The 19,081-nt window shown below is 64.8% G+C and carries 19 protein-coding genes; 6 read left to right on the top strand and 13 right to left on the bottom strand.

Features of this window, described 5'->3' with window-relative positions:
- On the top strand, positions 1 to 1,434 hold the full coding sequence (locus NLM32_RS30590; protein ID WP_254132467.1) for a bifunctional serine/threonine-protein kinase/universal stress protein: 1,434 nt from the start codon (positions 1 to 3) through the stop codon (positions 1,432 to 1,434).
- Positions 1,435 to 1,840: 406 nt separating this feature from the next.
- Here NLM32_RS30590 and NLM32_RS45925 read toward each other — a convergent pair whose 3' ends face one another.
- From NLM32_RS45925 to rpe, 3 genes are all read right to left on the bottom strand, one after another.
- On the bottom strand, positions 1,841 to 1,975 hold the full coding sequence (locus NLM32_RS45925; protein WP_256561761.1) for a hypothetical protein: 135 nt from the start codon (positions 1,973 to 1,975) through the stop codon (positions 1,841 to 1,843).
- A 57-nt stretch (positions 1,976 to 2,032) separates the two neighbouring features.
- A protein-coding gene (locus NLM32_RS30585) for an IS630 family transposase (protein ID WP_254128247.1) occupies positions 2,033 to 2,975 on the bottom strand; the annotation gives its coding sequence in 2 pieces (ribosomal slippage) (positions 2,033 to 2,635 and positions 2,637 to 2,975; 942 coding nt in all).
- Positions 2,976 to 3,211: 236 nt separating this feature from the next.
- Positions 3,212 to 3,913 carry a ribulose-phosphate 3-epimerase gene (rpe, locus tag NLM32_RS30580; protein ID WP_254132466.1) on the bottom strand — a complete coding sequence of 234 codons (702 nt, stop codon included), beginning with the start codon at positions 3,911 to 3,913 and terminating at the stop codon, positions 3,212 to 3,214.
- Positions 3,914 to 4,166: 253 nt separating this feature from the next.
- Here rpe and NLM32_RS30575 point away from each other — a divergent pair, with 253 nt between their 5' ends.
- On the top strand, positions 4,167 to 5,006 hold the full coding sequence (locus NLM32_RS30575; RefSeq protein WP_254132465.1) for an EF-hand domain-containing protein: 840 nt from the start codon (positions 4,167 to 4,169) through the stop codon (positions 5,004 to 5,006).
- Positions 5,007 to 5,021: 15 nt separating this feature from the next.
- Here NLM32_RS30575 and NLM32_RS30570 read toward each other — a convergent pair whose 3' ends face one another.
- Together NLM32_RS30570 and NLM32_RS30565 are read right to left on the bottom strand one after the other, a co-directional pair.
- Positions 5,022 to 6,017, bottom strand: a complete 996-nt coding sequence (locus NLM32_RS30570) for a P1 family peptidase (RefSeq protein ID WP_254132464.1) — start codon at positions 6,015 to 6,017, stop codon at positions 5,022 to 5,024.
- Positions 6,018 to 6,068: 51 nt separating this feature from the next.
- Positions 6,069 to 8,873 carry a PAS domain S-box protein gene (locus NLM32_RS30565; RefSeq protein ID WP_254132463.1) on the bottom strand — a complete coding sequence of 935 codons (2,805 nt, stop codon included), beginning with the start codon at positions 8,871 to 8,873 and terminating at the stop codon, positions 6,069 to 6,071.
- Between the two features lie 239 nt (positions 8,874 to 9,112).
- On the opposite strand from NLM32_RS30565, the gene NLM32_RS30560 reads away from it, so the two are divergent.
- Positions 9,113 to 9,499 (top strand): response regulator, encoded by a 387-nt coding sequence (locus NLM32_RS30560; protein ID WP_254132462.1) that lies wholly within the window; start codon positions 9,113 to 9,115, stop codon positions 9,497 to 9,499.
- A 75-nt stretch (positions 9,500 to 9,574) separates the two neighbouring features.
- Here the strand turns inward: NLM32_RS30560 and NLM32_RS30555 are convergent, their stop codons facing one another.
- The 5 genes from NLM32_RS30555 to NLM32_RS30535 all read right to left on the bottom strand — a co-directional run bounded on the left by NLM32_RS30555 (position 9,575) and on the right by NLM32_RS30535 (position 14,691).
- On the bottom strand, positions 9,575 to 10,693 hold the full coding sequence (locus NLM32_RS30555; RefSeq protein WP_254132461.1) for a branched-chain amino acid ABC transporter substrate-binding protein: 1,119 nt from the start codon (positions 10,691 to 10,693) through the stop codon (positions 9,575 to 9,577).
- 171 nt (positions 10,694 to 10,864) lie between these two features.
- Positions 10,865 to 11,608 carry an ABC transporter ATP-binding protein gene (locus tag NLM32_RS30550; protein WP_254132460.1) on the bottom strand — a complete coding sequence of 248 codons (744 nt, stop codon included), beginning with the start codon at positions 11,606 to 11,608 and terminating at the stop codon, positions 10,865 to 10,867.
- Positions 11,605 to 12,438 (bottom strand): ABC transporter ATP-binding protein, encoded by an 834-nt coding sequence (locus tag NLM32_RS30545; RefSeq protein WP_254132459.1) that lies wholly within the window; start codon positions 12,436 to 12,438, stop codon positions 11,605 to 11,607. The genes NLM32_RS30550 and NLM32_RS30545 overlap by 4 nt, the downstream gene beginning before the upstream one ends.
- Positions 12,435 to 13,760, bottom strand: coding sequence for a high-affinity branched-chain amino acid ABC transporter permease LivM (gene livM / locus NLM32_RS30540; protein ID WP_309144864.1), 1,326 nt, complete (start codon positions 13,758 to 13,760; stop codon positions 12,435 to 12,437). Before livM ends, NLM32_RS30545 begins: the two co-directional genes overlap by 4 nt.
- A 13-nt stretch (positions 13,761 to 13,773) precedes the next feature.
- The gene (locus NLM32_RS30535) at positions 13,774 to 14,691 is read right to left on the bottom strand and encodes a branched-chain amino acid ABC transporter permease LivH (protein ID WP_254132458.1); all 918 of its coding nucleotides are present in this window, start codon (positions 14,689 to 14,691) and stop codon (positions 13,774 to 13,776) included.
- Positions 14,692 to 14,979: 288 nt separating this feature from the next.
- Here NLM32_RS30535 and NLM32_RS30530 point away from each other — a divergent pair, with 288 nt between their 5' ends.
- The gene (locus tag NLM32_RS30530) at positions 14,980 to 15,141 is read left to right on the top strand and encodes a hypothetical protein (protein WP_254132457.1); all 162 of its coding nucleotides are present in this window, start codon (positions 14,980 to 14,982) and stop codon (positions 15,139 to 15,141) included.
- A 203-nt stretch (positions 15,142 to 15,344) separates the two neighbouring features.
- On the top strand, positions 15,345 to 15,890 hold the full coding sequence (locus NLM32_RS30525) for a hypothetical protein (RefSeq protein ID WP_254132456.1): 546 nt from the start codon (positions 15,345 to 15,347) through the stop codon (positions 15,888 to 15,890).
- Here NLM32_RS30525 and NLM32_RS30520 read toward each other — a convergent pair.
- From NLM32_RS30520 to NLM32_RS30510, 3 genes are read right to left on the bottom strand one after another with little or no spacing between them, the layout of a single operon-like run.
- A complete protein-coding gene (locus tag NLM32_RS30520) occupies positions 15,852 to 16,244 on the bottom strand; it encodes a carboxymuconolactone decarboxylase family protein (RefSeq protein WP_135169198.1) in 393 nt (130 codons plus the stop codon). The two genes, NLM32_RS30525 and NLM32_RS30520, sit on opposite strands and share 39 nt — an antisense overlap.
- Before the next feature lie 35 nt (positions 16,245 to 16,279).
- Positions 16,280 to 17,062, bottom strand: coding sequence for a 3-oxoadipate enol-lactonase (pcaD, locus tag NLM32_RS30515; RefSeq protein WP_254132455.1), 783 nt, complete (start codon positions 17,060 to 17,062; stop codon positions 16,280 to 16,282).
- A 35-nt stretch (positions 17,063 to 17,097) separates the two neighbouring features.
- On the bottom strand, positions 17,098 to 18,453 hold the full coding sequence (locus NLM32_RS30510; protein WP_254132454.1) for a 3-carboxy-cis,cis-muconate cycloisomerase: 1,356 nt from the start codon (positions 18,451 to 18,453) through the stop codon (positions 17,098 to 17,100).
- A gap of 172 nt (positions 18,454 to 18,625) precedes the next feature.
- Between NLM32_RS30510 and NLM32_RS30505 the strand changes: the two genes are divergently transcribed.
- Complete coding sequence (locus tag NLM32_RS30505) at positions 18,626 to 19,072, top strand: carbon monoxide dehydrogenase subunit G (RefSeq protein ID WP_254132453.1); 447 nt, start codon at positions 18,626 to 18,628, stop codon at positions 19,070 to 19,072.
- Positions 19,073 to 19,081: the final 9 nt, after the last annotated feature.

Raw genomic sequence — 19,081 nt, 5'->3', positions numbered from 1 at the left:
ATGCCGATACCCCTGGTCAAACCCGGCGCCGTCATCGACGGCTACACCATCGGCGAATGCGTGCATACCGGCGGCATGGCGACGCTCTGGACCGTCACGCGTGCCGATATCGACGCGCCGCTGCTGATGAAGATTCCGCGAGCGTCCGAGGGCGAGGACCCGGCGGCGATCGTCTCCTTCGAGATGGAGATGATGATCCTGCCCCGCCTGACGGGCCCCCACGTGCCGCATTGCTACGGCACCGGCGATTTCGCGCATCAGGCCTACGCCGTAATCGAGCGCATTTCGGGGACGACACTCTACAAGCGGCTGCCCGACCTGCCGCTGCCGTACGACGAAGTCCGGCTGCTCGTCGCGAAGATCGCGACCGCACTCGCCGATCTGCACCGGCAGAACGTGATCCATCACGACATCAAGCCGAGCAGCATCATGTTCCGGGACGATGGTGAGGCGGTGCTGATCGACTTCGGCCTGTCGCATCACAACCATCTGCCCGATCTGTTGCAGGCGGAGTTCCGCCTGCCTTACGGCACCGCGCCCTATATGGCGCCGGAGCGGCTTCGGGGCGTGCGCGACGATCCGCGCAGCGATCTGTTCTCGCTCGGTGTGCTGCTGTATTTCTTCACCACCGGCGAACGTCCGTTTGGCGAGGGTGAGACGCTGCGCGCGATCCGGCGCCGGCTGTGGCGTGATCCCTATCCGCCGCGCGCACTTCGTCCGGACTATCCGCCCTGGCTCCAGGAGGTGGTGCTGCGGTGCCTCGAGATCGAGCCGGACTGGCGCTATCCGACGGCCGCCCAGCTCGCTTTCGATCTGACCCATCCGGACCTGGTCAAGCTCACTGCGCGCGCGGAGCGGACGAAGCGCGATCCGCTCAGTGTCGCCTGGCGGCGCCGTTTCAATCCCGACGTCAAACAGCCGGGTGCGAGATCGGACCTCGCGACCCAAATGGCGATGAGCCCGATCGTCGCGGTCGCGCTCGACACGGCGGAGGGTGCGCCGGAGCTGAACGAGGCGCTGCGGGTCACCACGGAACGCATCCTGACAACCTTGCCGTCAGCACGGCTCACCTGTGTCAACGTGCTGAAGCTCAATCGCATTGCCGTCGACAAGACGCTGGACGAGCAGGGCTCCAACAAGCACATCGACCGCCTCGTCGCGCTCCGGCATTGGGCTACGCCCTTGAAGCTCGACGAAAGCCGGCTGTCGGTTCATGTGCTGGAAGCCGTCGATCCCGCCACGGCCCTGCTGGAATTCGCCGAGATGAACTCGGTCGACCATCTCATCATCGGGGCGCGGCAGAATTCGTTCAGGCGCACCTGGCTCGGCAGCGTCTCGGCCAAGGTGGCGGCAGAGGCGACCTGCACCGTCACCGTGGTGCGGCCGCCGCGGATGGCTGCGGCGAAACCAGACGCCGGCGTGGTGTGGGGCTAGGGACGATCACGCCGCGCAGGCGGTTTGGACCGAACGCTTGCGGCGGATCGGCCAGGAGAATTGAGGTCCGGGCTCGCCGTGATCCGCGCCGCCGCCGAAGTACTGAATGATCTCGCGGCAGGGTTCGCAATTGAAGAGGTTACGCGACGCTGACGCTTTGGTCATTTCCTTCAGGCAGTTCGGGCAGTGCGGCTTCATCAGTTCAGAGTCCAGTTTAGAATTTCAGTACCGGTGTGGTGACCGGAGCGGGTAGTCGAGGTCCGCCGTGTCGGCGACCGGATCCTCGCGCATATCGCCTTCGGGGCGTTCGAGCCGGCCGAAGAAGAAATCGAGATCCGGATGCGGACGCCGCGGGAGACGGCACCTGCGTTTCGGCTGACGCTTCACGAGTGCGAATTGCACGGTGTCAGATCCGGTCGCGACGGATGTTACGAACCGAGCGCACCGGGACCTGCACTGGTCCGGCCGACGGGCCAAACACAACAAACGCACAAAAACCAAGCCACAACGCCACGCCAGTCCAAACCAGGGTCGTCGTCATGATGTGCTCCCGTGAAAACAGGCAAGAATCACTAGAGCATTTTCCGCTTGATGTGGATCAGGCCCCGTATCCTGCATGTCGAAAGTAGTTGTCGCACTGGTCGGGCGCAAATGTCTTCATGAGCTTGCCGATCAGTTTCATGAGCGCCTTGACGGTGCGTGCCGCGCCCTTGCGCAGCGCGGTCTTCAGCTTCGAGAATGCCATTTCGATCGGGTTGAGATCGGGCGAGTAGGCCGGCAAATAGCGCACCTTGGCGCCGACCGCTTCGATCGCCTGGCGAACGCCGTCGATCTTGTGGGTACGCAGATTGTCCATGAAGACGATGTCTCTTTTGCGCAGCGTCGGCGCGAGGATCTGCTCGACATAAGCGAGGAATGACGGCCCGTCCATCGCCCCGTCGAAGACATACGGCGCCGTCAAGCCATCGATGCGCAGCGCGGCAACGAGTGTCAGCGTCTTCCAGTGGCCGTGCGGCACGCTCGCAACGAGACGCTCGCCACGCGGTGAGCGGCCGTAATGCCGTACCATCTTCGTCGTGACCGCCGTCTCGTCGATGAACACGAGGCGCGGCGCTTCAAGCTTGGATTGCTCGGCCTTCAGCTCGGCGCGCGCGGCAGCGACATCGGAGCGATCCTGTTCAGCGGCGTGCAGAGTTTTTTTTGAACGTGATGTCGTGGCGTTCGTAGAAGCGCCAGACCGATGTCGTCCCGACTTTCAGCCGCTTCTCGGACTTGAGCCGCGCGCGAATCTCTTCGAGTGTCAAGTCCGGCTCCGCGGCGATGAGATTGAGCAGCCACTGGCGATGCGCCTCGAGCGGAGAGCGGCTCTGGCCCGTGCCGGGCAATGCCGCCACACTGCCCGTCCTCGTCCAGCGCTCGATCCAGCGGATCGCGGTCGAGGCGCTGAGACCGAGCACGCGCGCGGCTTCCCGTCTGCTCTCGCCGTCTTCGACAAGTGCCACCGCACGCACTCTCAGGTCTTTCGAATATCCCTTCGCCATCGCTCGCCCCGTCGTTAAAGCCAGAGCAATCGAATCTGATTTGCGCGACCGAGGGAATCCCCTGTACCCTTCCGATTCACATAAAGTGGAAACCGCTCTAGCAGTGATTTGCGCGAATCAGGGAAGTCCGGAGGAGTACGGAAAGAGGTTGTAATTTTAACTATTGCGCGCTGCGGCGCGCCAGGAGTCGCGACGAGTCGCGACCCTTGCCGGTTGATCGAGCGATGGCGTGTGCTTCAGATCGCTTCGCCGCGGGCCCCGAGCGCCGCGTTGCGGATCGCCGCGATGTTGGTCCTGTAGGCGTCCTGCGTGCCGCCTTTGAACACGGAGGTGCCAGCGACGAAGGCATTGGCGCCGGCCGCTGCCAGCGCGCCCGCATTGTCGGGGCCGACGCCGCCATCGACCTCGATGTCGATCGGCCGGCCGGCAATCATCGCGCGGATGTCGCTGACCTTGCCGATCGCGGAGCGGATGAAGGCCTGGCCGCCGAAGCCCGGATTGACCGACATCACCAGCACGAGGTCGACCAGGTCGATCACGTATTCGAGCACGCTGATCGGCGTGCCCGGATTGAGCGAGACGCCGGCTTTCTTGCCGAGCGCGCGGATCGCCTGGAGCGAGCGGTGCAAATGCGGACCCGCTTCGGCATGCACGGTGATGTGGTCGCAGCCGGCCTTGGCAAAGGCCTCGAGATAGGGATCGCAGGGCGAGATCATCAGATGCGCGTCGAACACCTTCTTGGTGTGCGGGCGTATCGCCTTGATGACGTCGGGGCCGTACGAAATATTGGGAACGAAGTGCCCGTCCATCACGTCGAGATGGATCCAGTCGGCGCCCGCGGCGTCCACCGCGCGCACCTCCTCGCCGAGCCTGGAGAAATCCGAGGCCAGGATCGAGGGCGCGATTGCCAGGGGGCGGGGGGCGAAGGCTTGGGTCATGGCGCTGTTTCCCGTGGCGGCATGGGGGCGAATGGCCTCGCCTAACATGGGCCTCTCAGCCGGGCAATGCAGGGAGGGCGAGCTTCCTGTGGGCGGAAAATTCTGCCGTCGGCGGCACGAATTGCCGATGTTCCCCGGTCCTGAAAAGCGAGGTGGACACGGATTTCATTGAGCTTTTCGCGCTGGCACGTCGCTTGCTGACCTGACGGCCAGAACATTGGCTGCGGCATGCCGCATGGGTTGGAGTTGTGCAATGTTGTTTGCGCTTGGCGCCGTCTCGAGTGCGCTTGATGCGATTCAATCGCTGACGAACTCGAAGTCCTCGTCGTCGACCCAGAAGACGGGGTCGTCGCAAGGTGCGACCGATCCGTTCGCGATCGATACCAGCAGCAACAGCACCAGCAGTGGTGCGACCTCGTCGGTCAATTCCGGCAATTGCGCGCAGATCTCGCCGGAGACGATGAGCGCGCTGATCGCCGCGCAAAGCCAGTCGTCGGACAGCACGAGTGCTACGTCCAGCGCGACCAGCTCCACATCGTCGAGCGCGACGTCCTCGACGTCGACGAGCCGGGACGATGCGTTGAAGGATCTGTTCTCGCAGCTCGACGCCAATGGCGACGGCCAGATCAGCAAGTCCGAGTTCGAGAACGCACTGGGCGCCGGCGGCACCAATCTGGCGCAGGCCGACGACGTGTTCTCCAAGCTCGATGGCAATTCCGACGGCAGCGTCAGCCTCGACGAGATGTCGAAGGCGCTGAAGGGCAGCGGCCATCACGGCGGCCACCATCACGCGCAGGCCGCGAGCAGCTCGGACGATGCGTCCGGCAGCGGCTCGGATTCCTCATCGTCCTCGTCGAGCGGCGGGTCGACCTCGACCTCGACCACGACGACCGGCGCCGATGGTTCGACCACCACCACCGTCACCTATGCCGACGGCTTCAAGATGACGACGACGGTCCCGGGCGCTTCCAGCTCTTCGAATGGCTCGGGCGCAGGCAATTCGCCCTATGACTGGTTTGCGCAGATGATGCAGCGCCAGGGGCAGGGATCGTCCGCTGCCTCGGCCTCTTCCTCGATGTCGATGAGCGTGTAAGCGCGCTCTGAGGTCCTAGCCGAACCGATCCTTCCACGCCGGCAGCGCGCCCGGGAACGGCAGCGCGGTTGCGCTGTAGATGCCGCGGGCGATCGCACGCGCGACGACGTTGGCAGCGACCATGCCGAGCTCGGTCATGCCGATAAGCGGATCGATCGGCTTCGCACAGGTCGCGGCGGCGAACAGCACGTCACCATCGGTCGGGGCATGGACCGGGTAGATCGCGCGCGCGAAGCCGGTATGCGCGATCATCGCCAGCCGTTTGGCCTGGGGCTTGGTCAGCACCGCATCGGTGACGACGACGCCGATCGTGGTGTTCTCGCGCTCGGTTGCGGCGGGGCCACCCTTGATGCGCATCCTGAGCATGTCATCCGTGAACGCAGCAGGCAGGCCGCGGCCGCCGAACTCGTTGTTGACCTCGAACGGGGCCGCCCAGAACCACGGTCCATCGCCGACGGTGGCGCTGCCGACCGCATTAACGGCGATCAGCGCCGCGACCGTAACGCCGCTGCTGGTGACGGCGGATGCCGAGCCGAGCCCGCCCTTGAACGTCGCGGTGGTGGCACCGAAGCCGGCGCCGACGCTGCCGAGCGCGAACTCCGTCCCGGCAGAGACGGCCGCGGTGTAGCCGAGGTCGCGATAGGGCGCGAAGCGCCCCCACGCCTTGTCACCGCCATTGAGCAGGTCGAACAGGATCGCGCCCGGCACCAGGGGAATCAACGCGCCACGGATATTGAGGCCGCGTCCTTGTTCGGCGAGCCAGGCTTGCACGCCGCCGCCCGCCTCGATCCCGAAGGCGGAACCGCCGGACAGCGCGATCGCATCGACGCGATCCTGTGTGCTGGCAAGGTCGAGCATCGTGTCTTCGCGCGTGCCGGGGCCGCCGCCGCGGACATCGATCGCCGCCACCGCCGGCTGGTCGAACACGATTGCCGTCGTGCCCGAGGCGAGTTTTGCATCATGGGCATGGCCGACGCGGACGCCGGCGATATCGGTGAGGAGGTTTTTCAAGGACGGCACTCCGCTGCATCGTCTCAGCGATAGCGCAGCCGGGCGGCAGGCTCAACTCGCCAGCGCCGTCCTGAGCATCTTGGCGAGCTCCGACTTGCGATAGGGCTTTGCCAGCAGCAGCACGCCGGAATCGAGCCGGCCGTGATGGACGATGGCGTTTTCGGTGTAGCCTGAGGTGAACAGCGTCTTCAGCTCGGGACGTCGCCGCGCCGCCTCGTCGGCAAGCTGGCGGCCGTTCATGTTGCCGGGCATGATCACGTCGGTGAAGAGCAGGTCGATGTTCTTGTCGGCATCGATGATGACGAGGGCTTCGGCCGCGTTGGCCGCTTCGAGCGCGGTGTAGCCGAGGCTCTTGACCTGGGTCATGACATACTGCCGAACCAGTGCGTCGTCCTCGACGACGAGGATTCTCTCGTCGCCGCCGGCGATGGGTACGTTCTGGAGCGCCTCGTATTCGGTCTCCTGCACGCCGGTGGAGCGCGGCAGGTAGATCTTCACGCTCGTGCCGTGGCCCTCCTCGCTGTAGATCTTGATGTGGCCGCCGGTTTGCTTGACGAAGCCGAACACCATGCTGAGGCCGAGGCCGGTGCCCTTACCGACTTCCTTGGTGGTGAAGAAGGGGTCGAACACCCGTTCGATCAGCTCCGCCGGAATGCCCGAGCCGGTGTCGCTGACCGCGATCATCACGTAATTGCCGGCGACGACGTCGGGATTCATGCTGGCATAGCCGTCGTCGAGGAAGATGTTGCGGGTCTCCAGCACCAGCGTGCCGCCGTCGGGCATCGCATCGCGGGCGTTCAGCGCGAGATTGAGGATCGCGGTGGAGAGCTGGCCCGGATCGACCAGGGCGGGCCAGGCATCCTCGGTGAGCTGCGGCATGATCGAGATCTGCTCGCCGAGTGTCGGGTGCAGCAGCTTGGCCGCCTCCAGCGTCAGCGCATTGACGTCGATCTCGCGCGGCTGAAGCGGCTGCTTGCGGGCGAAGGCGAGCAGGTGCTTGGTCAGTTGCGCACCGCGCTCGGCGGCATCGTCGATCAGCTTGGTGATGGCGGCGAGCTCTGGCCGGTCGGCAACCGCATCCGCCAGGATCCCGATCGTGCCGGTGATGACGGTGAGCACGTTGTTGAAATCGTGGGCGACGCCGCCGGTCAGCTGACCGATCGAATCCATCTTCTGCGCCTGCCGGAACTGGGCTTCCGCAGCCTGCTTCTCGGTCAGGTCGCGACCGATGAAGAAATGGCGCTTCACCGGCTCGGACCAGGTCCCCATCCAGTTCAGCGAGACCTCGTGGCCGTCGAAATGGTAGTAGCGCGCCTCGAAGCTGCGCTTGGTCTGGCCGCGGCGCGCCGCGCGCATCTCGCTGCGCGTATTCTCGAGATCGTCGGGATGGATGAAGTCGGTCGCGCTATGCCCGATCATGTCTTCCGGGCTCAGGCCGAGAATGTCCTTCACGCTCGGGCTGACCTGGATGAAATTGCCAAAACCGTCGGTGACGAGGATCAGGTCGCGCGAGGTCTCGAAGATGCGCTGGCGCTCCTCGGTCTCGCGGCGCAGCTTCTCGCGCGATTGCTTTTCCTCGGTGATGTCATGGGCGATCTTGGATGCGCCGATGATTTGCCCGTTGTCCGATCGCAGCGGCGAGACGTTCAGGACGACGTCGAGTTGACGGCCGTCCTTGCGGGTGCGGACCGTCTCGTGCTGGGCGATCGACTCGTTGCTGCTGACGCGGTTGAGCATGCCCCTGGCTTCGGCCCTCCGGTCCTCCGGCACCACGAGATAGATCGACTGGCCGACCGCCTCGCTCGCGGAATAGCCGAACAGATGCTCGGCGGCCTTGTTCCAGCCGGTGATGATGCCGTCGAGCGATTCGGTGATGATCGCATCGTTGGAGGACTCGACGACGGCGCCATACAGCGCGAGACGTTTTGTGTAGAAGTCGCGATCTGACGCCGATTGCTCGCGCAGCCGCCCGACGAGGCCGACGGTGTGCGCCTGGAGGCGGACGTTCTCGATCAGGAGCACGGCGAGCACGAAGCTCGCGGCAAGGAGGCCGTAGAGGCGGCCGACGTAGAAGCCGAGATCGTAGCGGGCCACGTTGACGATCGCCGACAGCGCGATGTCGAACAGCCAGGCGCACATCGTGACCATGAGCCAGACGTCGATCACCGTATGCGGCTTGCGGAACCACAGCGTCACCAGCGCCGCGAAACTCAAGGACCAGACGAACGACACCACGCCGATCATGGTGGTGGTGTAGCGGCCGTCCCTGAGCAGGACCGGCAGCAGATCGTGCTGCGCCGTGACAATCCAGGCGATGGCGACCATCGAGACGATCACGCCGAGGATGACGAGCATGATGGGACGCGCGGTCGGTCCGTCGATCCTGCTGTCGCCGTTGCCGTCCTTGAGCCAGCCATAGGCCAGCACGAACAGCGGAAACCCGCCGTGCCAGATCATGTAGAGCCAGACCGTGGTCTGCGTGCTCGCGCCCAACAGCCCGGTCGGTGCGAACAGCCCCGGGAAGGTGAGGGCGTGGGTCACCGCCGCTGCCGCGGTGAACAGATAGCCGGTCGACAGCAGCAGCAGCGCGCGGCTGCGCAGCACGGCGAATTGCGACAGCAGCAGAACCGCGGTGATGATATCGCTCACGGCGAGCGCCGACTGGTAGCTGGCCACGAAGGCCGGCACCTGGGCCAGCGGCCTGCCGGCGAACGGGACAGTCAGCGCGAACAGGATCGCGGAGATGCCGACGATCGCCAATGCTGCAGTGCGATCGCTCTGCGCGGCCGGCAAGGTCGACAGGAATGTGCTTCGGTCGTTCTTTGCGTGCACGTTGACCTCTCGCTGGGTCGGCATGGGTAGTCCACATGACTTCGTTGGCCGGCTGCCTTGGTCTTCATGGTAGCCGGCTCCGGGCGCGTGTCCGAACGGGAAGCGCCCACGACTCAACCGAGGGTTACAGCTTACTTAACTCGAACAGGGAATCGGAATAGGCAATCGGTAAGGTTGGCTTTACTGGACCAGACCCATACTGCCTTGGCGCACGTCGCCGTTGAATTGAACCAATTAATGATATGAATCCGGGAGTTGTTCCCATGCCTCGTGTCCTTGTTGTCGACGACCAGAAGGACGTCCGCGCCATGGTCTCGATCGTGCTTCGGGTCAACCGCTTCGACGTCGTTGAAGCGGAGAGCGGCGCGGCCGGCCTGAAAGCCTTCGGCGAGGACGTTTTCGATGCAGCGATTGTCGATATTTTCCTGACCGACACCAGCGGTATCGAGATCATGGCCGCCATTCGCGAGCGGGTTCCCGGATTTCCGATCGTAGCGATATCAGGCATGACGACGCTGGACTTCATGGGCGAGGCACCCGGCCTGGACGGCGTGGTCTGCCTGCAAAAGCCGTTTCGGCCGAACGACCTGCTGCAGGCGCTCCGGAAGGCGCAAGATGCCGCGGGCGACGAGCTGTCCGCAGCCGTCTGATCGGACTGAAAAAGAAAACGCCCCGGCGAACCGGGGCGTTGACGTCGGTCTGGTTAAAGGGTCAGGCGTCCTGTCTCAGGTGCCGTTGCCCTTGATCTCGGCGTAGCCGCCCTTCGCGTCCCACTTGTAGACGACGTAGTCGAGCTGCTTGATGTCGCCCTTGGCGTCATACTCGATCGGGCCGATCACGGTGTCCCACTTGCCGGCCTTCATCGCTTCCATGACCTTCTTGGCGTCGGTGGTGCCGGCCTTCTTGGCAGCCTGCGACCAGACCTGCATCGCCGCGTAGGTGTAGAGCGTGTAGCCTTCGGGATCGATGTTCTTGGCCTTGAACGCGTCGACGATCTTCTTCGCGGTCGGCTTGTTGCGCGGGTCGGGACCGAAGGTGAACAGCGTGCCTTCGCCGGCGGGGCCGGTGATGGAGGCGTATTCCTTGTCGGCAAGCGCGTCGCCGGCCATCAAGATCGTCTTGAGGCCCTGGTCGCGCATCTGGCGCAGGATCAAGCCGCTTTCCTGATGGTAGCCGCCGACATAAACGAGATCGATGTTGTCGCGCTTCAGGCGCGAGACGATCGCGTTAAAGTCCTTGTCGCCCTTGTTGTAGGACTCGTACATCTTCTCGGTGATGCCGGCCTTGTTGAGCGCCTTCTTGGTCTCGTCCGCAAGACCCTTGCCGTAGGTGGTCTTGTCGTTGAGGATCGCGATGTTCTTGCCCTTGAAGTTCTTGGCGATGTACTGCGCCGCGATCAGGCCCTGCTGATCGTCACGGCCGCAGACGCGCGCCACGTTCCAGAGCTTGCGCTCGGTGAAGAGCGGGTTGGTCGAGGCCGGCGTGATCTCGAGCACGTTGCCGTCGGCATAGGCTTCGGACGCCGGGATCGACGATGACGAGCAGTAGTGCCCGGCGACGAAGGGGATCTTGGCGCCGGCGATCTTTTCCGCAACCGAGCGGGCCTGCTTGGGATCGCAGGCATCGTCCTCGACGTTGAGCGCGAGCTTCTTGCCGTTGACGCCACCGGCGGCGTTGATATCAGCCACGGCCATCTCGGCGCCGTTCTTCATCTGCCGGCCGAATGCGGACTCCGTGCCTGTCATCGGGCCTGCGACTGCGATGGTGACATCCTGCGCGAATGCCGCGCTCGACAGCGCGATCGACGCACCGAATGCCAGACCGATGAGCTTTAGTGATTTCATGAGATACCTCGCGGGTGATCGCCTGTGGAAGTTGCCGGGTTGGCCCGGTTCAAACCGGCACCATTCTTGATTGAATCCTGGGAGAAGTCACCGGCAAAATACGGGCATAAGCGCAGATATTTCGGCGCATTCCGTCGCGTTCGAGGCGGACGCCCCCCGGACCTGGGCGGCTCAGCCGTGCCGGCCGCCTTCCAGATAGGCGGCGCGAATCTCAGGGCGCTGCAGCAACTCGGCGCCGGTTCCGGCAAGCGTGATCAGGCCATTGACCATGACGTAGCCGCGATGGGCGAGCTTGAGCGCGTGGTTGGCGTTCTGCTCGACGATCAGGACGGTCAGGCCGTCCTGCCGGTTCAGGGTCCGAATCGCGTCAAAAATCTGGCGGGCGATCAGCGGGGCGAGCCCGAGCGAGGGTTCGTCGAGCAGGAGCAGGCGCGGGCGGCTCATCAGGGCGCGCCCGATCGCCAGCATCTGCTGCTCGCCGCCGGACAGCGTGCCGCCGCGCTGGACGTAGCGCTCCTTCAGCCGTGGAAACAGCGTGAACACGCGCTCCAGCGTCGCCGCTCGCTCCGCATCGGTGCATTCGGTCGCGTCCGCGCCCATCTGGAGGTTTTCCGCCACGCTCATGCGCGGGAAGATGCGGCGCCCCTCCGGCGACTGCGCGATGCGCAAATGCGCGATCTCGTGGGTGGGGACGTCGGTGATGTCGCGGCCTTCGTACAGGATCTGGCCGGCGCGGGCGCGCGGCTTGCCGAAGATCGTCATCATCAGCGTCGATTTGCCGGCACCGTTGGCGCCGATCAGCGCCACGATCTCGCCGGCACTGATCTCGACGTCGACGCCCTTCAGCGCCTCGATCTTGCCGTAGGCGGCGCGCAAGCCCCGAATCGCGAGCAGGGGAGTGGAAGCCGACGTCACGTCCCGCTCTCCATCACGGCCGCAGCCTCTTCCTCGTCGGTGCCGAGATAGGCGGCGATCACCTTGGGATCGTCGCGGACCTCTCGCGGCGTGCCCTGCGCGATCTTCACGCCATGGTCCATCACCACGATGTGGTCGGAAATCTCCATGACCACGGACATGTCGTGCTCGATCAGGAGGATCGAGGTGCCGAGCTCGTCACGGATCGACAGCAAAAGCTCGCTGAGCGCGGCGCTCTCGCGCGCATTGAGGCCGGCGGCAGGCTCGTCCAGGCAGAGCAGCGCGGGCTCGGTGCACATCGCGCGCGCGATCTCGAGTCGGCGCTGGTCGCCATAAGCGAGATTGCCGGCGGCGTCATCGGCGCGGTCGAGCAGATTGATCCGCTTGAGCCAGTCGGTGGCGAGCGCGATCGCCTGCTTCTCGGCGTCGCGATAGGTCGGGACACCGATCAGGCCGAGAAACGTAAAGCCGGAGGCGCGCATCAAGGCATTGTGCTGCGCCACCATCAGGTTCTCCAGCGCCGTCATGCCGGGAAACAGCCGGATGTTCTGGAAGGTGCGGGCGACCTTGGCCTGCTTGGCGATGCGGAAATCGTTGAGCCGTTCCAACGCGATTTGCCGGCCGTCGTCGTGCGTGAGGCGAATGGCGCCGCCGCTCGGCTTGTAGAAGCCGGTGATGCAGTTGAAGACGGTGGTCTTGCCGGCGCCGTTGGGCCCGATCAGCGCGGTGATCTTCTTGCGTTCGGCCGCGAACGACAGCTCCTGCACGGCGACGATGCCGCCGAAACGCATGGTGAGCCGGTCGACGCTGAGAATTGGCTCGCTGCTCATCCGTGTCCCTCCTTGACGAGGTCGGAGGAGATGGCTTGCGCCTTGGTCAGAAACACGGTCGGCGCACGATGGCCGATGATGCCACGCGGCCGCCAGATCATGATCAGCACCATCGCCATGCCGAACACCAGCATGCGGTAGGTCTCGAGGCTGCGGAACAGCTCGAAGCCGCCGATCATGGTGAGTGCCGCAAGCGCGACGCCGAGCTGCGAACCCATGCCGCCGAGCACGACGATGGCGAGCACCAGGGCCGATTCCTGGAAGGTGAAGGATTCCGGGCTGATGAAGCCCTGGCGCGTGGCGAAGAACGCGCCGGCAAAGCCGCCGAACATGGCGCCCGTTGCGAATGCCGTAAGCTTGGTGGTCGTGGTGTTGATGCCGAGCGCGCGGCAGGCGACCTCGTCCTCGCGCAGCGCTTCCCAGGCGCGGCCGATCGGAAGGCGGCGCAGGCGGATCGTGACCCAGTTGGTCAGCAGCGCCATCGCCAGGATCAAATAGAACAGGAAGACGATGCGATGGGTCGGCGAGTACTCGATGCCGAGCTTTGCAGCCAGCCCGTCGTCGCTGTTGTCGAGCGGAATGCCGAAGAAGGAGGGCCGGGGAATGCCGGAGACGCCGTTCGGACCACCGGTCAGTTCCTGCCAGTTGATGATGACGAGGCGGATGATCTCGCCGAAGGCCAGCGTCACGATCGCGAGGTAGTCGCCGCGCAGGCGCAGCACGGGAAAGCCGAGCAGCACGCCCCAGAACGCGGCAAGGATGCCGGCGAGCGGCAGGCAGGTCCAGAACGACCAGCCGAAACTGGTGGCGAGCAGCCCGTAGGAATAGGCGCCGACCGCGTAGAAGGCGACGTAGCCGAGATCGAGCAGGCCCGCGAGCCCGACCACGACGTTGAGGCCCCAGCCGAGCATCACATAGGTGAGCACGAGGATCGCGAGGTCGAGGATGTAGCGCTGGTTATAGAAGATCACGGGCACCAGCAGCGTGAAGATCAGGAGCGCCGGCGCAAGGTAGCGGCCGATGAACGACATCCCGCTTTGTACGCTGGGCGGCACCAGCTTCTCGGCGCCGGTCGGACCGATCCATTGCCTCAGCAGCTCGATCACGATCGAGCCGCCGAACACGGCGCCGACGAGCGAGGCGAGGTCGCCGAAACGCGTCCAATAGGTGAGCTGGCCGTCGGAGCCCGCCTCGGTGCGGATGCCGACCATCAGCGAGAACAGCACCAGCGCGATCGCTGCGTTGATGAAGGCGGTCTTCAGAAGGAAGGGGATGCCGGCGGTGCGACTTGCTTTGGTGGTCTCGTGCGGGGTGGCTGTCACGCGGGGCGGTCCGTCAGACTTTTTCGACTTCGGGACGGCCGAGCAGGCCGGTCGGCATGAAGATCAGCACGACGATCAGGATCGAGAACGCGGCGACGTCCTTGTACTCGACCGAGAAATAGGCCGACCAGAACGTCTCGATCAGGCCGATCGCGAGGCCACCAAGCATGGCGCCGGGCAGCGAGCCGATGCCGCCGAGCACGGCGGCGGTGAAGGCCTTGATGCCGGCGACGAAGCCCATGAAGAAATCGACCAGGCCGTAATAGAGCAGGTACATCAGGCCTGCGACCGCGGCGAGCGCAGCGCCGATCACGAAGGTCATGGAGATGGTGCGGTCGACGTCGACGCCGAGCAGCGCCGCCATGGTCTGGTCCTGCTCGCAGGCGCGCATGTCGCGCCCGAGCCGCGTGCGCGAGACCAGCCAGGTGAAGATCGCCAGCAGCACGATGGTGGTGAGGACCACCATGATCTGGATGTTGGAGAGCTGGATCACGAAGCCGTCCGCGCTCTCATGCAACGTGTAGCCGCCGGTGATGAAAGGCGGGATCGGCTTGACGCGCGCGCCTTGCGCGATCTGCGAGTAGTTGGTCAGCACGAAGGACATGCCGATCGCCGACAGCATCGGCGCGAGGCGGAACGAATGGCGTAGCGGCCGGTAGGCGATGCGCTCGATGGTCCAGCCATAGAGTGCCGTGATCGCCATCGAGACCAGCAGTACCACAAGCAGGATCACCGGGATCGCGGTCAAGCCGAGCGAGATCAGGATCAGGAAGGTGATCAACGCGATGAAGCCGCCGATCATGAAGACGTCGCCATGGGCGAAATTGATCATGCCGACGATGCCGTAGACCATCGTGTAGCCGATCGCGATCAGGCCATAGATGGAGCCGAGCACGAGGCCGTTGATAAGCTGCTGGGTGAAATAATCCATAGGCTGCCGTTACCCAAACCTGACGCGACTCAAAGGGAGGACTTCGAGAGAGTGATAAAGTTTCTTCTCGGGCCCCGGCAGCCCTTGAGCGTTCTTCCCGTTTTGTAACAGGAGGGAACTGGCGGCTGCAACTGTCGATGTCTCGGCATAAAGGCTTGTACAGAGGTCATTTCGGTGACGGATGTCATGTCCAGTTCCCGCAACTGCGAGGAACCGGGTTCCGCATAGCAACCAAATGAGCTGCCGCCTGTTGTTTCCCCACTGACGTCCAACAAGGGAGTTTGCCCCATGACGAAGCAGCAGAACCAGAACGCGGGCCAGCAAGGCCAGAACCCGGGCCAGCAGCAGGGTGGCGGTCACAAGCCGGGCCAGCAGCAGCAGGATCCGCAGCGCCAGGGCGACAAGCCCGGCCAGCAGCAGGGCGGTCAGCCTCGTCAGGACAACAGGTAGTTTTGGGAGCCCAAGCGCAACCCAAGCGTAACAAGAGTAACGAAGAGGGTCCCGCCGCAAGGCGGGGCTTTTTCTTTGGATGGGGAGGCCAGCCGGGCGATTAAGGTAAATAAAGGGTTTAAATTGCCGCCACAGTCCGATGCGAGTTAGCTCCCGGCAAAGCCTTCCCTCGAAGGCGGGTAGCAGGCGAAGCGGGAAGCGGCATGTTCACGAATTGGCGGATCGGCTCCATCAACGGCGCGCTGCTGGCGGCTTATTTCATCCCGGCCTGGACGATGGTCGCCTTCAACATCATGGTGGCGCCTGTGCACGGCCTCTATGAGCGGCCGAGCGTCGCGGTGGCGCTGTTTCTCAGCGACCAGCTTCAGATGTCCGGCATGAGCACGGTGCGCGCGGCCTGGCTGCTGGCGCTCGGGCGTCTGACCGTGGTGGCGTTCTTCGCGATCTATCTTGCGCTGCTCGCCATTCCGCGCACCCGCAAGAGCGGCGCCAGCGACGAGGCGCTCGGCATTGCGCTCGCGATCGGCAGCCTGATCTCGTTTGTGAGCATGGTGATGGCCTCGAAGGTCGGCGAGATGGCCGCGCTTCGGCTGCATGCCACCGAGCTTCTGCTGCTGCTCGGTGCCGCGGTCGTGCTGGTGATCGAGCGGCCGGCGCCTGCGCCGAAGACCGTCGATGTCGCGGATACTGTGCCGACAGGTCTTGAATCGCTAGGGCTTGAGCAGGCCGAGCTCCTGCACAATCGCTGAGGCTTCCTTGACGGCGTGATTTGCCGCCGGGACGCCGCAATAGATCGCCTGCTGCAGCAGAATTTCCTTGATGTCGTCGGGGGTGAAGCCGCCCTCGGCGAGCGCCGCGCGCACGTGCAGGCGGAATTCGTCCCATTGCCCGAGCGCGACCATGGTGCCGATCACCAGGACCCGCCGCGTGCGCTCGTCGAAATGCGGCCGCGTCCAGATCTCGCCCCAGGCGTAGCGGGTGATCATGTCCTGGAAGTCGGTGTTGAAGGCGTTCCGGTTGGCGATCGACTTGTCGACCCAGGCATTGCCCAGCACTTTTCGGCGCACGTTCATGCCGGCATCGCGGCGCTTCTGATCGTCCATATCCATCCTCCTCTCCGCAATGACGAGCTGCGAAACTACCTTTGCGTCAAAAATCCCACCACCGCGTCGGTGAACGCGTGCGGCTGCTCGACATTGGAAATGTGGGCGGCGTCGATGATGGTCATGCTGGCGCCGGGAATGCTCGAGCGGATCAGCTCGCCCGCAGAGATCGGGGTTGCCTGGTCGTGGCGGCCGGCGATCACCAGCGTCGGGCTCTTGATGTCAGGCAGCAGCGCGCGCTGGTCGAGCGTCGACAGCGCCTCGCAGCAGGCGAGATAACCCTCGACCGGGGTCGCGAGCAGCATCGCCTTCATCCTGGCGGTGATGTCAGGCTCGCGCTCGCGGAAATCCTGGGTGAGCCAGCCGGCGATCACGCCGTCGGCGACCGCGGCGATGCCGCCCTTCTTCACGGCGTCGATGCGCTCCAGCCATTTGGTCGGCTCGGCATAGTAGCAGGAGGTGTTGGCGAGGATGAGCTTGCCGAAGCGCTCCGGCGCGTTGGCGCCCAGCCATTGCCCGACCATGCCGCCCATCGACAGGCCGCACCAATGCACCTTCTCGATGTTGAGGTCGTCGAGGATCGCCAGCACGTCGCGACCGAAGCGTTCCATCGTATAGGGCGCGGGGGCTACGCTTGACTTGCCGTGGCCGCGGCGGTCGTAGCGGATGACGCGGAACACCTGCGTCAGCGCCTTCATCTGCGGCTCCCACATCTGCAGCGTACAGCCGAGCGAGTTGGAGAGCATCAAGGTCGGCCCGCCGTCGCGGCCCTCGACGGAGACATTGATCAGGCAACCGTCGGCATCGATCATGGGCATGCGGCGTCTCCGTTTTATGTCCGCTCAGGGCTGCTCTATTCGCGATCGAGGCTGTCGAGCAGCCGGTCAATCATGGCCTGCGACGTCCCTTGATAGGCCATCGGCTCGAACAATGCCGTGATTTTCTCGGGCGTCAGATGCGCAGTGACCTGCGAATCGGCGGCGAGAATTTCGCGTAAGTGTTTCTTCTCGGCAACCGCGCGCTTGCTCGCGGCCTCGATCAGATGATGGGCGTCGCTCTTGCCGATCTTGTCGGCCAGCGCAAAGGTGACGGCTTCCGCCATGATCAGCCCGTGCGTCGCATCGAGATTGCTGCGCATGCGCGCGGCATCGACGTCCAGCCCTTCGGCGATGTCGACGATCGCGGCAAGCGCGCCGGAGGTGACCAGCATCAATTGCGGCAGCGTCGGCCATTCTGCGTGCCAGGGGCCGGCGCTGCGCTCGTGGTCCTGCACCTGGGCCGCGAAAATTGTCGCGGCGAGTTGCGGCGCCATGGTCGCGCAGCCAAGCGCGCTTGCGGCCGCGACCGGGTTGCGCTTGTGCGGCATCGTCGACGAGCCGCCGCGGCCTTCGCCGGCGGGCTCGAAGGCTTCACCGACATCGGTCTGCATCATCAGCGAGACGTCGCGCGCGATCTTGCCGCAGGTGCCGGCGAGAATCGCGAAGCTTGAAGCGGCCTCCGCGATGCGGTCGCGATGGGTGTGCCAGGGTGCCTCGGGCAGCGGCAGGCTCAGCTCCCGCGCCAGCCGTTCGGCCACCGCGAGCCCGTTGTCGCCGAGGGCGGCAAGCGTGCCGGCGGCGCCGCCGAATTGCAGTGCAAGGCCCTCGCGGCGGAGCCGCCGCAGGCGGCAGCGGGCGCGGGCGAGGCTCGATGCGTATTCGGCCGCCTTCAGCCCGAACGGCATCGGCAGCGCGTGCTGAAGCCAGGTCCGTGCCACCATCGCGGTGTTGCGATGGGCGCGGGCAAGTGTCGCAAAGCCCTTGATGGCGCGGCTGAGATCAGCGTCCAGCGCATCGATGGCGGCGCGCAAGCCGAGCATGGTCGCGGTGTCGATGACGTCCTGACTGGTCGCCCCCCAATGCACGTAGCGGGCGGCTTCGACGTCGGCCTTGCCGACATTGGCGGTCAGCGCCTTGACCAGGGGAATCGCGAGATTGCCCGACCGGGTCGCGGCCTCGGCGAGGGCGGTCAGATCGAAGGCGTCGGCCTTGCAGGCGGCTTCGATCGGGCCCACGGCGGATGCGGGAATCACACCCGCGGCGGCCTCGGCCCGGGCCAGGGCTGCCTCGAAATCGAGCATGTTTTGCAGGGTGGAGCGGTCGTCGCAGACGTTGCGCATGGCTGCGCTCGACAGCATCGGCGCAAGCAGGGGGGAGAGGGCTGTGCTCATGTTGCGGCGGACCTAATCACCATGCCCCGGCTCTGCCAATCCCTGACCGACCGCACAAGGCATTTTGCAGGTGCGAATATGCATTGCACGTGACCGGGGGCTGCCCTTTCCTTTGCGGCCTCCGTGCGTTACTTGAGCAATATTATTCTGATGCGATCCGGGAGGCTCCCCCATGGCCATGACAATGAACGGCGAAGTCCAGCTTGCGGCGCCGCGCGAGGCCGTGTGGGAGAAGCTCAATGATCCCGAGGTGCTGAAGGCCTGCATCCCCGGCTGCGAGGAGCTGGAGAAGACCGATGACGGCGGCTTTCGCGCGACCGCAAAAATGAAGGTCGGCCCGGTCTCGGCGCGGTTCAAGGGCAAGGTGACGCTGAGCGATCTCGACCCGCCGAACGGCTACAAGATCTCGGGCGAAGGCGAGGGCGGCGTGGCCGGCTTTGCCAAGGGGGGCGCCGTGGTGAAGCTTGCGGAGAAGGATGGCGGCACGCTGCTGTCTTACGAGGTCGAGGCGCAGATCGGCGGCAAGTTGGCGCAGCTCGGGCAGCGCCTGATCAACGGCACCGCCAAGAAGCTGGCCGACGAGTTTTTCGCGAATTTCGCCAAGGCGGTACAAGGCTGAAACCTACCG

Origin of the sequence: Bradyrhizobium sp. CCGUVB14 (assembly GCF_024199935.1) — a bacterium.
Taxonomy (GTDB): domain Bacteria; phylum Pseudomonadota; class Alphaproteobacteria; order Rhizobiales; family Xanthobacteraceae; genus Bradyrhizobium.
The sequence above is the reverse complement of the archived record's forward strand: the minus strand, read 5'-3'. Positions and strand labels throughout refer to the sequence as shown.

Bases quoted from the DNA above. Each gene is read 5' to 3' on its own strand.
- NLM32_RS30590 (WP_254132467.1), top strand. From the start codon at position 1: ATGCCGATACCCCTGGTCAAACCCGGCGCCGTCATCGACGGCTACACC.
- NLM32_RS45925 (WP_256561761.1), bottom strand. From the start codon at position 1,975: ATGACGACGACCCTGGTTTGGACTGGCGTGGCGTTGTGGCTTGGTTTT.
- rpe (WP_254132466.1), bottom strand. From the start codon at position 3,913: ATGACCCAAGCCTTCGCCCCCCGCCCCCTGGCAATCGCGCCCTCGATC.
- NLM32_RS30575 (WP_254132465.1), top strand. From the start codon at position 4,167: ATGTTGTTTGCGCTTGGCGCCGTCTCGAGTGCGCTTGATGCGATTCAA.
- NLM32_RS30565 (WP_254132463.1), bottom strand. From the start codon at position 8,873: ATGCCGACCCAGCGAGAGGTCAACGTGCACGCAAAGAACGACCGAAGC.
- NLM32_RS30560 (WP_254132462.1), top strand. From the start codon at position 9,113: ATGCCTCGTGTCCTTGTTGTCGACGACCAGAAGGACGTCCGCGCCATG.
- NLM32_RS30555 (WP_254132461.1), bottom strand. From the start codon at position 10,693: ATGAAATCACTAAAGCTCATCGGTCTGGCATTCGGTGCGTCGATCGCG.
- NLM32_RS30545 (WP_254132459.1), bottom strand. From the start codon at position 12,438: ATGAGCAGCGAGCCAATTCTCAGCGTCGACCGGCTCACCATGCGTTTC.
- NLM32_RS30535 (WP_254132458.1), bottom strand. From the start codon at position 14,691: ATGGATTATTTCACCCAGCAGCTTATCAACGGCCTCGTGCTCGGCTCC.
- NLM32_RS30530 (WP_254132457.1), top strand. From the start codon at position 14,980: ATGACGAAGCAGCAGAACCAGAACGCGGGCCAGCAAGGCCAGAACCCG.
- NLM32_RS30525 (WP_254132456.1), top strand. From the start codon at position 15,345: ATGTTCACGAATTGGCGGATCGGCTCCATCAACGGCGCGCTGCTGGCG.
- NLM32_RS30520 (WP_135169198.1), bottom strand. From the start codon at position 16,244: ATGGACGATCAGAAGCGCCGCGATGCCGGCATGAACGTGCGCCGAAAA.
- pcaD (WP_254132455.1), bottom strand. From the start codon at position 17,062: ATGCCCATGATCGATGCCGACGGTTGCCTGATCAATGTCTCCGTCGAG.
- NLM32_RS30510 (WP_254132454.1), bottom strand. From the start codon at position 18,453: ATGAGCACAGCCCTCTCCCCCCTGCTTGCGCCGATGCTGTCGAGCGCA.
- NLM32_RS30505 (WP_254132453.1), top strand. From the start codon at position 18,626: ATGGCCATGACAATGAACGGCGAAGTCCAGCTTGCGGCGCCGCGCGAG.